The organism is Streptomyces sp. NPDC002054, assembly GCF_040296685.1.
In the GTDB taxonomy this organism is placed as follows: domain Bacteria; phylum Actinomycetota; class Actinomycetes; order Streptomycetales; family Streptomycetaceae; genus Streptomyces.
The window spans coordinates 167,894-181,206 of record NZ_JBEOXT010000019.1 but is presented as its reverse complement, the minus strand read 5'-3'; the positions used below and the strand labels follow the sequence as shown (position 1 = coordinate 181,206).

Annotated in this window: 14 protein-coding genes; 9 read left to right on the top strand and 5 right to left on the bottom strand. The window is 68.2% G+C overall.

The window, feature by feature from the left end; genetic code table 11:
* Window positions 1–137 precede the first annotated feature (137 nt).
* Window positions 138–731 (top strand): NAD-dependent epimerase/dehydratase family protein, encoded by a 594-nt coding sequence (locus ABT123_RS20150; protein ID WP_351316202.1) that lies wholly within the window; start codon window positions 138–140, stop codon window positions 729–731.
* Between the two features lie 20 nt (window positions 732–751).
* Here the strand turns inward: ABT123_RS20150 and ABT123_RS20145 are convergent, their stop codons facing one another.
* The gene (locus ABT123_RS20145) at window positions 752–1,636 is read right to left on the bottom strand and encodes a glycosyltransferase family 2 protein (RefSeq protein WP_351316218.1); all 885 of its coding nucleotides are present in this window, start codon (window positions 1,634–1,636) and stop codon (window positions 752–754) included.
* Window positions 1,637–1,782: 146 nt separating this feature from the next.
* On the opposite strand from ABT123_RS20145, the gene ABT123_RS20140 reads away from it, so the two are divergent.
* Complete coding sequence (locus ABT123_RS20140; RefSeq protein ID WP_351316199.1) at window positions 1,783–2,136, top strand: hypothetical protein; 354 nt, start codon at window positions 1,783–1,785, stop codon at window positions 2,134–2,136.
* Window positions 2,137–2,173: 37 nt separating this feature from the next.
* Here the strand turns inward: ABT123_RS20140 and ABT123_RS20135 are convergent, their stop codons facing one another.
* The 3 genes from ABT123_RS20135 to ABT123_RS20125 all read right to left on the bottom strand — a co-directional run bounded on the left by ABT123_RS20135 (window position 2,174) and on the right by ABT123_RS20125 (window position 4,150).
* Window positions 2,174–2,368 (bottom strand): hypothetical protein, encoded by a 195-nt coding sequence (locus ABT123_RS20135; RefSeq protein ID WP_351316196.1) that lies wholly within the window; start codon window positions 2,366–2,368, stop codon window positions 2,174–2,176.
* A gap of 337 nt (window positions 2,369–2,705) precedes the next feature.
* Entirely contained in the window at window positions 2,706–3,548 is an 843-nt protein-coding gene (locus tag ABT123_RS20130) for a MerR family transcriptional regulator (RefSeq protein ID WP_351316193.1), read from the bottom strand.
* Window positions 3,549–3,832: 284 nt separating this feature from the next.
* Entirely contained in the window at window positions 3,833–4,150 is a 318-nt protein-coding gene (locus ABT123_RS20125; protein WP_351316190.1) for a hypothetical protein, read from the bottom strand.
* Between the two features lie 256 nt (window positions 4,151–4,406).
* Between ABT123_RS20125 and ABT123_RS20120 the strand changes: the two genes are divergently transcribed.
* From ABT123_RS20120 to ABT123_RS20090, 7 genes are all read left to right on the top strand, one after another.
* On the top strand, window positions 4,407–5,951 hold the full coding sequence (locus tag ABT123_RS20120; protein ID WP_351316187.1) for an ISL3 family transposase: 1,545 nt from the start codon (window positions 4,407–4,409) through the stop codon (window positions 5,949–5,951).
* Between the two features lie 113 nt (window positions 5,952–6,064).
* Window positions 6,065–6,427, top strand: coding sequence for a hypothetical protein (locus tag ABT123_RS20115; protein ID WP_351316184.1), 363 nt, complete (start codon window positions 6,065–6,067; stop codon window positions 6,425–6,427).
* A gap of 614 nt (window positions 6,428–7,041) precedes the next feature.
* Entirely contained in the window at window positions 7,042–7,632 is a 591-nt protein-coding gene (locus tag ABT123_RS20110; protein ID WP_351316181.1) for a helix-turn-helix domain-containing protein, read from the top strand.
* A gap of 111 nt (window positions 7,633–7,743) precedes the next feature.
* On the top strand, window positions 7,744–8,622 hold the full coding sequence (locus ABT123_RS20105; protein WP_351316178.1) for a hypothetical protein: 879 nt from the start codon (window positions 7,744–7,746) through the stop codon (window positions 8,620–8,622).
* Window positions 8,619–9,824, top strand: coding sequence for an MAB_1171c family putative transporter (locus tag ABT123_RS20100; protein ID WP_351316175.1), 1,206 nt, complete (start codon window positions 8,619–8,621; stop codon window positions 9,822–9,824). The genes ABT123_RS20105 and ABT123_RS20100 overlap by 4 nt, the downstream gene beginning before the upstream one ends.
* Window positions 9,821–11,260: an FAD-dependent monooxygenase family protein gene (locus ABT123_RS20095; RefSeq protein ID WP_351316172.1), complete on the top strand. Its 1,440-nt coding sequence runs from the start codon at window positions 9,821–9,823 to the stop codon at window positions 11,258–11,260. The genes ABT123_RS20100 and ABT123_RS20095 overlap by 4 nt, the downstream gene beginning before the upstream one ends.
* Window positions 11,261–11,566: 306 nt before the next feature.
* Window positions 11,567–12,709, top strand: a complete 1,143-nt coding sequence (locus ABT123_RS20090; protein ID WP_351316169.1) for a DUF418 domain-containing protein — start codon at window positions 11,567–11,569, stop codon at window positions 12,707–12,709.
* 109 nt (window positions 12,710–12,818) lie between these two features.
* On the opposite strand, the gene ABT123_RS20085 is transcribed toward ABT123_RS20090, so the two are convergent.
* Window positions 12,819–13,184, bottom strand: a complete 366-nt coding sequence (locus ABT123_RS20085; protein WP_502970997.1) for a DUF1330 domain-containing protein — start codon at window positions 13,182–13,184, stop codon at window positions 12,819–12,821.
* Window positions 13,185–13,313: the final 129 nt, after the last annotated feature.

Genomic DNA, 13,313 nt, shown 5'->3' with positions numbered 1-13,313 from the left:
CCAACGGCGTCACAGTGACAGCCATACCCGGGACCCCTGGGCCCCACCGATCTTACGAATGACCAGTTCAGGCCCACATCAAGAAAGGTAGGACCGACAGTCTCGAGCTGCTGGCCGTACGGCAGCTCCTCGAGGCCGTGCACGGTCGCATCCCGCCACAGTTCCACGAGTTCACCGGCATGTACGGCAACACCAAGGCCTGGGGCGAGGACCAGACCGCGCTGGTGCTGGGCCAGGTTGGCACGTCGTACGCGATCGTGCGGTTCTTCTCCGTCTACGGCGAGCCGCAGACGGAGAAGCCGAACAGCCACTCCTGGGTCGTCGCATGGTTCGCGGCCCGGGCCCACCTCGGTCTGCCCCTGCACCTGAACGGTGGCGGCCGGCAGGTACGGGACCTGGTCCACGTCGACGACAACGCCGAGGGCACGCTGCGCGCCCTGGTCAGCCCGCGGGCCCACACCGAGACGGTTAACATCGGCACCGGTGTCCCCACAACGGTTCGGAAGGTCGCCGAGCTCGTCCAGGAGCATTACCCGTACACCGAGTTCCTGACCACGCCGCTGCCGGCCGGGGATCCCCTGGGCGGATACGCGGCCACCCGCCGGATGGAGAACGTCCTGGGCTGGAAGCCACGGATCACCATCACGGAGGGGGTGGACCGGTACGTGCGATGGCTCCGGAGGACGCCTGCGGCAACGCCGGCCTGGCTCGCGAATACCGCGGCTGCCTGACCGCCGCCCGATGACGGGGTCTAGATCACGGGGGGCCGGCCGAGCCGGGTCAGCCGCCACACCGTCCGCCACCGCATGGGACGCCGGGGGCCGCAGGATGTCCGGACGCCTTCCGCGAATCCGCTGAACCAGGCGCGAAGCCCGGCCAGGGAACGGGTGCGGGCGAGGGTCAGGGCCACCCACACGCCGAGGTAGACAGGGACGAGGGGAGCGGGCAGGTGTTGCTTGGCCAGCCAGACCCGGTTACGGGCGGTCATGCGGAAGTAGACCGCGTGCCGGGCCGGGGAGGTCTTCGGGTGCTGGAGGACGAGTTGGGGCTCGTAGAGGACGTCCCAGCCGCGGTCGATGGCCCGCCAGGCCAGGTCGGTCTCCTCGTGGGTGAAGAAGAACGGGTCCGGCCAGCCCCCGGTCTGCTCCAGCATCGGCATCGACAGCGCGTGCCCGCCGCCCAGGAACGTCGTCACCAGACCCCGCCGCATCGGGTCCTTGGCCCGCAGCCGGGGCACGTGGCGGCGCTGGGTGGCGCCGGTCTCGTCCGAGATCCGGAAGGAGACGATGCCCAGGCGCGGGTCCGCCGCGTACAGGTCCGCGATACGCCGGAACACGTCCGTCCCGGGCAGCAGACCGTCGTCGTCCAGGTCGACCAGGACGTCCACGTCCCCGAAGTCCCGCAGCCGCTGCCAGGCGACGTTCCGGCCGCCGGACACCCCCAGGTTCTCCGCCAGCTCCACCCCGGTGACGCCGTCCGGCAGACCCGGCAGGGCCGTCCCGTTGCCCACGACGACGATCCGGGCCGCGGGTTCGTCCTGCTCGGCCACGGACTTCAGCAGGGCCAGCAGTTCAGGCATCCGGTCGCCCATGGTCAGCACGGCGACACCCACACGCGGCCGGCTCACGACCACCATCACCACCACTTCCTTAGGCACCAGGTGAACGGCGAGCGTACCCCCGCCAAACCCTGGTCTCCGAACGCGAGAAAGGCAGGACCGGCAAGGGAAGAGCGGATCGTCCTCGGCGACCACGTCAACGCCCCCACCAGGGGCCGATCGCGGTGACGGCGTACGGCGGCCTGGAGAAGGTCGACCTGGCCGACTTCCTCGCCCAGTGGTCGGGCCTCCAGCGCGAGGCCCTGACGGGGCTGGGCAAGGACCGGCGTATCCACCCCAGCGCGTACGTCCACCCCACGGCGATCACCGGCGATGACGTGATCATCGGCCCGGACGTGAAGGTGCACGAGTTCAGCACCGTACGGAAGGGGAGCGTGCTGTGCGCCGGGGCGCAGGTCGGCTTCAACTCAGGTTCTGACCTGTTGCTTTATCGGTCAGCCGACGAGCGTGAGGTTGTGAAGGCGAGCGATGCCGAGCATGGCGTGGTCACGGAAATCTGGGTGAGTGACTCTGTGTAGAACGGGGAATCCTGCGCCGGAAACCGGGACCCGGGTTTCAATCGACCCAGGTCACGACCGCGAGGCGACGGCGGGATGCGCCCTGGTAGAAAGCCCGCAGCGCGTCGAAGTGCTGGGCGAGGTATGCCGGGAGGTTGCCGTCGAAGCCGCCGAAGCCGCACACCCGGCCTGCTTCTGCGTTGTCTTTCGGAAGCCGGGCGAGGGCCTTGCTCAAGTCAAAGACATCGAGCACTCAGGAGACCTCGGTCACGCGCTCCGGTGGCAGAAGGGCGGGAGGGGCACCGAAGCCGTCGTAGACCTCATCATGATCGAGAAATCCGACGTCGCTTCCGGGGGCCGCGGTGATGCTTCGCTCAAGGGTGTTCGTGTGCACGTGGTCAAAAAGAGCCCACCGGAAGAACTTGATCAGGCCCCAGATCGCCCAGTCGTTTCAACGAAGTAGGGAGTTTCAAGGAGCGTGGCCCGGGGCGTCGGCTTGGGTTTCCCGCTCGTGGAGTGTGCGGGCCGTGTCGAGACGGGCTTCGTGTCGATGGCCAATCCGGGAGCCTCACGCACGGCCACACCAGCAATCAGCTGCCTGCGGAGAGGTCCCGGTCAAGGAGCCGTGCCGTGAGTTCCATGCACCGCGTCCGGGCTGCGGAGAAGCCATAGGGCATCTTGGTTACCGCTTCGAAGGCACTCATCTGGGCGTCTTCCTCGCCGCTCGCCTCGGCGTCGTAGATTTCGAAGAGCTTCTCCTCGGCCACGTCCAGTCCGGCGGCTTCAATGGCCTGGAGCAGGGCCTTGTGGTGGGCGCAGTGTTGCGCGGCGAGTTCCTCGACCTGCGGGTCGTGGGGGTCGACGGTGTCATCGAGGGCGGCGTCGGCCGCGTCAAGGCGGTCTGCCTCGGCCCGTAGGCCGGGATGGGTCGCCAGGGTGATGAACACGCTGGCCTGAATTGCGGCTCCCAGTGGTCCGAAGATCCGTTCTGTGACGAGCAGGGCGTCCAGGTCGGAGGGGCGCAGTGCGTCAGAAGGCAGGTGGCTGAGCCGGTCCGTGACCAACGGGGAGAGCAAGCCCAGTGGGCTGCCTACGACCCGCAGGCGCTGGACTGCCGCGCGCTGACGCTTGATGTCGGCCTCCTGGGCGGCCAGGGTCTCCTCCAGCCGGCCCAGGACGTCCTCAACGTCCCGGGCTTCGTCGAAGGCGGCCCGCATGTCGTCCAGGCTGATGCCGGCCTCGGACATCTTGCGGATCCACAGCAGGCGGATCATGTCGTCGTAGCCGTAGCGGCGGCGTCCGTCTCCGCCTCGCTCGGGCTCCGGCAGCAGACCGATCTGGTGGTAGTGACGAATGGCGCGCGGGGTGGTTCCGGCGAAGGCGGCGGCATCGCCGATCTTGACCTCGCGGGGAGGCGTGGCGGAGGGGTACATCGCAGACAGGGCCTTTCGTGCTGTGGTGCCCTCGACCACACCACATGCCGCTACGGCATGTGCAACCACACACCACCCAGACCCTGACGGGGTATCGGGCGGTCCCTCGCCATGGGTGTCCCGTCCCAGGACAGGCTCGGAATGGCTGGGGAGATCCGTCGAGCAGGTCTGATGGCACCCCGAGCAGGGGTTGGGGATTTTCAAGGCTCTGACCGGAGTTCCGTGAATCTCATGATCGGGTGAAGATGCGTGTGCGGAGGAGGGCGAAGGACGCTGGCGAATCCCTAGCGGGGTGACTGTGTCTCTTTCAGGACGTCCAACATCTCGGCAACACGCGAAACGAACCGCTTCATCAACTCGAACGGCACTGGTTGCTCCGGGTCAAAGCGCACGAACGGTGGCTTCTCGACGTCCGGATCATGAGCGACCACAGCGACCATGACGACGCCTGGCATGACGGCGTCTTGATGTTCCGTCCCAGCCCAGGACGCGGGCGCCTGGCGTGCCTCACTCAGCTCGAAGACCCAGGCCTCATCGGACTCCACATGGGCCGCCTGAAAGCAGTAGTACTCACCCTCGTCTTCCCAGATCTCTGATGCCATGTCGGCATGCTGTCACAGCCCCACGAAGTGCCTGTCAACCACGCGAATGACCCCGTGTCGCCGGACCCGTACCACTCTCTGCGGGTTCCAACATGGCCATCACGAAATATCCGCCACAGCCTTGAAAACGGCTCTGACCGGAGTTCCGTGAATTCCCAGGTCAGGACTTGCGTGCTGGAACGTTCTGGCAGGGCATGCCTGGCTGGTGGGGGTCTGCTCGCTGGATGATGTGCTGTTCCCGGACGTCGATGTTCGCATGGAGGCCGTGGAGTTCACGGCGGAGGACTTGGTCGTGGTGGCCACTGCATGCGGCCCGCCGCCCAGATGCCCGGGGTGTCGTGCCCGGGCCCGGAGGGTCCACTCCTCCTATGAGCGAAGCCTGGCCGAGCGGCCCTTGTCTGGGAGGAAACTGCTGGTCAGACTGAAGGTCCGGCGGTTCTTCTGTGATCGGTCCCAGTGTCGGCGTCGTACGTTCGTCGAGCAGGTCAGCGGGCTGAGCGAGCGATACCGCCGCTCCAGCCTCGGGCTGAAGGCCTGGCTGCGGCAGGTCGCGGTCGAGCTCGGAGGGCGGGCCGGCGAACGGCTGTGCCGCCGGATGCACCTCGTCGCAGGCCGCACCCGACTGCTGGAACTCCTGGACCCTCCGACCTCACCGGAACGTTCCCCGCGGGCCCTCGGCGTCGACGAGTTCGCCTTCCGCAAGGGCCGCACCTACGGAACCCTCCTGGTCGACGTCGAGGACGGCCGTGTCGTGGACGTCCTGCCCGACCGCACGTCCGAGACCTTCGCCGCCTGGCTGCGCGAGCACCCCGGTGCCGAGATTATCTGCCGCGACCGGGCCACGGCCTACACCCGCGCGATCAAGGAAGCCGCCCCCGACGCGGTGGAAGTCGCCGACCGCTGGCACCTGCTGCAGAACCTCGCCGCCGCAGTGGAGAAGACATGCCACCAGCACCGCGCCTGCCTGCGCAAACGCGCCGACCAAGAGACTGCCGCGATACCCGAGGCGCCACCGCTGATGCAGCTCCCGCTGCACGAGCTGCCGCGGACGCAGATCATCGAACGAACCCGCCACCGCCACGCCGAGGTCCACAAACTGGTCGCGGCAGGCTGGACCGTCAGCGCCATCGCCCGCCGTCTCCATCTCGACCGCAAGACCGTTCGGAGGTTCCGCGACACCGACCTCGACCAGCTTCTGGCCTCCGCCCACGAACGTCGCCCGGCGGGAGTGCTGGAGCCGTTCAAGCCGTACTTGAACAGCCGCTTCACCGAGAGCCTGGGGCAGGTCAGCGGCAGCCGGCTGTTTCTGGAGATCCGCGAACGCGGCTACCGCGGCAGCCGCCAGGTCGTCCGCAAGCACCTCGCCGCCCTCCGCGCCGGCAATGCCGAGCCCGTCCGAGCCGACATCCCCAGCCCTCGCAAGATCACCGGCTGGATCATGCGACCGCAGGACACCCTCCCGCCCGATCTCGCCCGCCGTTTGCTGGACGTGCGGATCGCCTGCCCGGACATCGCCCGGGCTTGTGACCTCGCCCGAGCCTTCGCCGAACTCCTCCGGAACCGGCGCGGCTTCCTCCTGATCGAGTGGATCCGCCAGGCCGAGCAGGACGCACCCAAGCCCATCAGCGGATTCGCCGGCTTCCTCCGCGGCGACCTTGACGCCGTCACCGCCGGACTCACCCTGCACTGGAGCTCAGGAGTCGTCGAAGGCCACGTCAACCGCGTGAAAACACTCAAGAGAGCGATGTACGGCCGGGCGTCCTTCGCCCTCCTCCGCACACGCATCCTCACCCGATCATGAGATTCACGGAACTCCGGTCAGAGCCATTTTCAAGGAGCCCCATCAGGCCGGCCGAATGGCAATGGGCTGGGCGCAGTCGGAGTCAAAAACCGCTGGTCAGATACGGTGACGGCATGACCGAGAGCCTGCCTGCCGACGTAGCCGACGTGCTTGCGGAGCTCCTGGACACGGACAATCCGGTTCATGCCGCACTCCGAAGGCAGGTTCCGCACCTCAGCGTCCGAGCGCGCTGCACATGCGGGTGCGGTACCGCCCACTTCGAACTCGACACCAGCGAGGTGGAGCCCGCGCCCACCGGCCCCGGCACTGTCGTGGCGGCCGAAGCGCAGCTCGTCACCGAGGCTGGTGAGTGCCCCGGTGAGGTTCTGGTCTTCACGCAGGGCGGCTACCTGTCGTGGCTGGAAGTCTGTTCATGGAACGACGACATCGAGGTGACACTGGCTGCCGCGCTTCAATGGCTGCAGAAGCGCTCTTGATCCCGAACGGTCGGCGTCCAGCGTCTGACCCACTTGGGCCCCGGGCCTTGAGCCCCTTTACGGGACGGCCTTCAGGAGCGGGACGGACCGGGTTGCAGCCCGCGGCGGTCTGGGCAGGGCCGCGCCGTGGGGGGAGTCCCGGTGACCGGGTTCGGTGAGAACCAGCGTGATGCGTGTCAGACCGTGGGCCAGCAGGAGGCGGGGAGTCTCCTCGAGGAGCCGACACCCTCGGAGGCCTACGCCGGGGTCAGGGTGGCGAAGTACCCGGTCCCCTCCCCCCACGGAGGACGTCCGTCCGTCTTTCGTCGCATGGTCGCTTTCCGATCCATCGGATCGCGGTCCCAAGCTCCTGCTACGCCCAGCGGATTGATGTCAACGATCGATTCACGCCCTGAATCAATCCTTTCATATCTGCTGCGCAAGGGAGGGGTGGCAGATGTGCCGTGGCTGCTTGAACTGCTGAAGACCGGTGGCTGGATCCGGTCTGAAAATCGACGATTGTTTCAGTTGTGGAATCGATCGTCGTTCTGGTCTATTGGGTACGCAGGTCGGGGCCATACCCTTCAGCCGGCGCACGGCGCACGGCGCCTCAGCCGCAACCCGCAGGAGGACCTGTGACCGACGAGGGCGAGCGCCACCCCCACCTGAAGAGCCTCGCACTCCTCGAGGAACTGATCGACGAGGCGGAACTCGACTACGACAAGGTTCTCGACCCAGGCCCGCTGTCATGGAGCACCGGCTTGCCGGTGCGCGTCGTCCGGGCCGGTCTGAGCCGACGGCCGATGCCGGAGATGAACTTCATGGAACAGGTGGCGCAGAGGCTGGAGTTTCTCCGTACGACTCGACTGCAGTCGGACGGCTCCCAGTTCTCGAGGGCGGAGATCGGCCAGGCCGCCGGGGTGACACAGCAGTGGATCGGCGAGATCCTCAACGGTCGCAAGATCCCCAAGCTGGAACACGCCGCTCTGATCGAGGACTTCTTCAAGGTCCCGCGCGGCTTCCTGACCGCAACCCCGTCGCAGGCCCTCGACCGCGCCCTGCGGGAGCGGCTGGAGGCGGAGCAGGCACATTCGCTTGCCGGGCTCAAGGAGAAGTACCGGCTCAGGCGGGTCTCGTTCCGGGGCGCGCCGGAGAAGCTCGCCGAGACACTGGCGCTGATGAAGGCCCTCATGGACGACATCGTCCTGGACGATCAAGAGACGTGAGTACGAGGACGAGTTCGAGTACGAGTACGAGTGCCTGGCCACGTCGGCAGGGCCACGGGGGATTGACGAACCGCGCCGCGTGGCACGCGGCGCGTAGCTGAGGAGCCGAGGGTGGGGATCAGGAACCGGCGCAACCTGCGCGAGCTGCACCAGGAGATGGTCCGGCTCTGTGACGAGCTGGACTTAGGGCTGGGGGATCCGGCCCCCAGCGACATCGATGAGCTCATAGCCGGCATGGCCGCTCGTCTCTCCCTGCTCCGTGGGCGCCCCGTACGCATCGTGAGAAAGAACTTCCCGGCCGGCGTCGGGCCGGTGTCCGGACTGTGGCTCGATCGTGAGACGGAGGACGTCATCGTCGTCGTGCGGTCGACGAGTCCCTTCCACAGTCTGGGCATCCTCGGCCACGAGATCTGGCACATGATGCGGGGGCACTGCGGCAGCCACACCCTTGGGGCGCACGTCGCAACCCGACTGGTCGGCGACGAACTCACCGATGGCCAGCTCGACGAGGCCGTCCGCCTGGTGGCGGCGCGCAAGGCGATGGTTCCGGGCGACCAGGAGGAAGTAGAGGCGGAAGGGTCCGCCCACTCCGCGGTCGCGCTGGGCGAGGAGGCATCCCGGCGGGGACTGGCGTACGAAGGCTTCGCCCGGACAGTCCAGCGACGCATCGCCGTTCCGGTCACCACGGCTTGGGACTTCGCAGCCGGCCAGGACATCCGGTACCCCGGCGCCACAGGGCCCAAGCCCCCGATCGCCGCCCGTCTGCTCAATTCCTACCTCGGCCGGTTCATGAGGACATCGACCAGCCGGAGCCAGGTCACCGAGGCCCTCTTCGAGGTCATGAGTCTTTCCACCCTGCGCCCCACACCGATGTTCCGTCCGGCCGTACTCTGGGCGGTCCTTCGCGGGCCGAGCCTGCCCCCGCTGGCGAAGGCACCGCTGACCGCCCACGAGACCAGCACCGTCCACGGCCGGCGGGTGGCTTCGTGAGCCCCGTCGGATGGGGGTTCTACCTACCCTGCGCCCTGCTGCTCCTGGCTGCCTTCCTCAAGGTCCCCGCCCTCCTGCGCAACCCGAAGGACGCCCTGCTCCGATCGGTGTGCGTGCTCCTCTTCGTAGGGGCCGGAGTGTTCGCATCCGCCGCACTCCCGTCGATCGCCGCCGTCAACAGGATCACGGGCACACCGAACGCCGCCGCCCCCGTCGTCTACAGCCTGCTGACCGCTTTCTCCGGTGCCAACATCGTTCTGATCATTCGCTGGAGCAACGGTCCCGGGAACGCCGAATGGACCACCCGGTGGGCCCGCCGGTGCACCACGGCCACGATCGCGGTCATCGTCGCCATCAACGCCCTCTTCCTCCTCGGCGACGCGCCCGTGGAACGGCTGCGCGACCTGGACACCTACTACGCGTCCACCCCCTTCATCCGCGAGATGATCGTCCTCTACCTCGTGGCACACACCATCGCGGCCATCACCATGACCATCCTGTGCGGACGCTGGGCCCGGGAGGTACCGGGCACCCTGCGGGCCGGCCTCGTCCTGATCGTCCTCGGGTACTCGCTGAACCTCGGGTTCGACGCCCTGAAGCTCACCGCCGTCGGGGCCCGCTGGACCGGCCGCGACCTGGACCACCTGAGCTGGCAGTACGCGCCCGTCCTCGCCTCGCTGAGCGCCTTCCTGATCGGCACCGGATTCGTGCTTCCCCTGGTGTCCCGGGGCCTCTCGAACCACGTACGGATCTGGCGGCGGTACTACCAGCTGCAACCCCTGTGGCGGGAGTTACGGGAGACAACCCGGGACAGGCTCAGCCCCGCGCCCGGACCATGGACTCCCATCGGCATGCGCGTCATCCGGCTCGAGGCCGACATCCATGACGGGATCCTCACCGTCAATCCCTTCCTCGATGCCCGACAACGGGACCGTGCGCTGGACGAGGCCCTCGCGGCAAGCCCCACCGAGGCCGAGGCAGCAGCGGCCATAGCCGACGCCGCAGCGCTGGTCCATGCCGTGGCCCTCTGGGCCGGCGCAGACGAGCAGACGGAGCTGGCCGCGCATGCCGCCGACGACGGACTCGTCCTTGCCTCACCCCACGACGCGGACGGTCTCGTGCGCATGTCCTTGGCCCTCTCCACATCAGACATCGTCCGAGCCGCCCGCGAAGCGGCCACCCTAGGGAGCACCACACGATGAGCAAGCAACACGGCGGAAGCCCCCGCGCCGTCGTCCTCGGCGGCGGCTTCGCCGGCACCCTGGCCGCAGCCGCCCTGGCGCCGCACGTACAAGAGGTCGTCATCCTCGAACGCGACGAAGCCCTTCCCGACACCCCGGCCCCCCGAGCACGGTTGCCACAGGGAGCCCATACCCACATGCTCTGGTCGGGCGGCGCCGACGCCGTCGAGAATCTCCTCCCGGGCACCACCGGCACGTGGCTGAAGGCCGGAGCCCATCGCATACCGATCCCGAACGGCATGGTCTCGTACTCGCCCGCGGGCTGGTACCGGCGATGGACGGAGACGCACTATGTCATCGGGGCGAGCCGCGATCTGATCGACTGGGGCATCCGCCTCGGAGTCCTGGCCCTCCCGAACGTGCGGGTGCGCACCGGCGTGAAGATCGTCGGACTCGTGGGCGATCGGAGCCGGGTCACGGGGGTGCAGGTCCTCGACGCGGCGCGCCGGACCGAGGTCATGGACGCCGACCTGGTGGTGGATGCGACCGGCCGTGATTCGAAGGCGCCGCAGTGGCTCGAGGAGATCGGCGGGCCCGCGGTGCGCGAGACCGTCGTCGACGCGGGCGTGCTCTACGCCAGCCGCCGGTACGGGGCCCCCGAGGGCACCAAGACGGACTGGCCCATCGTCCACATCCAGGCCGACCCCCGATCGGGGAAGCCGGGGCAGGTGGCCACCATCGTTCCCATCGAGGACGGCCAGTGGAGCGTGAGCCTCTCCAGCACACAGGGCGGGCACCCCAGCGCCGACGCGAATCTGTACGAGGCGTTCGCGAGGGGCGTACGCCACCCGCTGGCCGCCGACTTCCTCGCGCGGGCCGAACCGATCGGCGACGTGGTCGTCTACGGCCGGACGGCCAACCGCCGCCGCCGCTTCGAGACCGCCCGGATGCCGGCCGGCTTCGTCGTGCTGGGCGACGCCGCCACCAGCCTGAACCCCGTCTACGCCCACGGCATGTCCGCTGCCGCGATCGGCGCCACGGCTCTGCGCGAGGTTGCGCGGACCTGTGCGGTGGACGCGCCGCGGTTCGCGGCCAAGGCACAGAAGGCTATCGCGCGGCCGGCCACGGCAGCCTGGCTTCTCGCCGTCGGCCAGGACCGCTTCTACCCCGGCGCGATCGGCAAGCCCCCGACCTTCGCCGACCGGCTCGCTGCGCGGTACGTTCACCGCCTCAACCAGACCGCGATCGGCGACTTCGGCGTCGTCCAGGCACTCACCGATGTGATGACGATGCAGAAGCCCGCATCGGTCCTGGCGGCCCCGGGCGTCCTCATCTCGGCCGCCCGCGGCCTGCGCAAGCCCCTGCTGGTCTCACCTCCCCTCACACCGAGGGAACAGCACGTCCTCGACCGCGACCCGCTGCGCACCGAAGAGCCCACCGGCAGCAGTCACCAGTAGCCGCCGCCGTGGGACGTTCACGGGAGCCATTGCCGCAGGCAGGCAAGGGAGAGCAAGGCCTGGTGGCGGCAGGATCCCCCGCCACCAGGCCCACGGCCTTCGCCGGGCTACCGTCACCACGGAAGGAGTGGGCTCCACCCCCGGTCAGTTCTTCGAACTGGGCCGGGCCGCCGCCGTACGGCAACCAGGGAGCCCCACACACCCACGACTACCTGGGGGGAAGCAGTGCCCGTAACGTTTGCGCACACACGAGGAGACCGGCCGCCGCGAATACCGGAGGTCGATGCCCTGCGTGGTTTCGCGCTCGTGGGGATTCTGCTGGTCAACGCGCTGATGATGGCCACCCCGTACGCCCTCGGAGCCGCCGACGATCCGGGCGCCTCCACGCTGGACCGGACCGTCGAGGGCATCGTCCAGACCTTCGTGGTCGGCAAGTTCTATCTGATGTTCTCGTTCCTCTTCGGCTACAGCTTCACTCTCCAGCTGGCCTCCGCTGACCGCGACGGCGCGAGCGCCGTTCCCCGGCTGCTGCGCCGCTCCCTCGGCCTGCTCGTCCTGGGTGTCCTGCACGCCGTACTGCTGTACATCGGCGACATCCTCATGACCTACGCGGTGCTCGGCCTGATCCTGATCGCCGCACGCAACTGCTCAGCAGAGACGGCCCTACGCGCCGCCCGGATCGTGTACGGCTGCGTGAGCGCCCTCATGCTTCTCATGGGATTGGCGTTCCTGCTCATGTCGGACGCCGAGGCGGCCGAACTGGACGCCGAACTCGCCGCGGGCTTCGTCGGACTGGTCGACGATTACCGCGGCGACGCCGCCTCCGTCGTACAGGCCAACATCGGCCAGCTGCCCGACGCGCTCCTCGCCGCACTGCTGATGAGTGGCTTCGTCCTGGCGGCCTTCCTGACCGGCCTGCACTGCGGCAAGCGGCGCCTGCTCACCGACACCGGAAACCAGAAGGCGCAGATGCGCCGCATCTTCGTGCTCGGTGCCGCCGTCGGCCTGCCCGGCAGCCTCTTCATGGCTCTGGCCATCAGCGGCCCGCTCGGTCCCCGCTGGGCAGTCCTCGGCCAGATGGTGGGAACAGTCACGGCCCCAGCCCTCACCGCCACATACGTCTGCGGAATGCTCCTCCTCATGAAGACCGCCCGCGGCGCACGCATCGCAGCGCTCTTCGCTCCCGCCGGCCGAATGGCCCTGACCAACTACCTGAGCCAGTCCCTGGTCATGGCGCTGGTCTTCACCGCCTACGGCCTTGCCCTGTACGACCGCCTCAGCCCGGCCATCGTCGTACTCGGCGCGCTCGTCCTGTATGCCACCCAACTCGCCCTCAGCACCCGACTGATGGCCCGACACCGGTACGGCCCAGTGGAATGGCTACTCCGCGCAGTCACCCTTGCACGGCTCCCGCACGACCGCGACCGGTCGGCGGCGGCCACACGCTGACGCACACTCCGCTGTCACCCTCGGCGAGCGCCCGGTGGATGCCGGCGACGGACGAGTGCTGGCTGTTGCGCTTGCCGACAGGATGAACAGGTCGTCTGCGACTGTTGGACTAACTGGTCGACTGGCTAGCCCGGCCGGCTTCTTCTTGCAGCTTGCGAGCTCGTTCGGCCGGGTCGTAGTTCGGCCCGACACCTTCGATCAGCAGCAGGTCGCCTTCGATGTGGTCGGTACGCAGGTGCAGGATGGTCTGGTAGGCGGGAGAGTCGTACCAGGCACGGGCTTCGGCCAGGCTGGGGAACTCGATCAGCACCATGCTGCCAGGCCAATTTCCCTCTACGACTTCCGCCGGCGGACCGTGGATGACGAAGCGGCCTGCGAAGGGGTCGAGGGTTGCCTGGATGCACTCCAGGTACTCGATGACGTCGGAGTGATTCCGGCGGCTGCGGAGATGAGCAAAGCCGTAAGCGGGCACCACGGGGCTCCTTGGTTCCGGGAGTGAGTGATGACCGCGAACGTAGCTGAGGGCCCCTGAGCGGTGCGATTACCCCGGCGGTAATTGCCGGAGGGCTGAGGCAACACGGTTCTGAACAAAGCCACGAGAGCT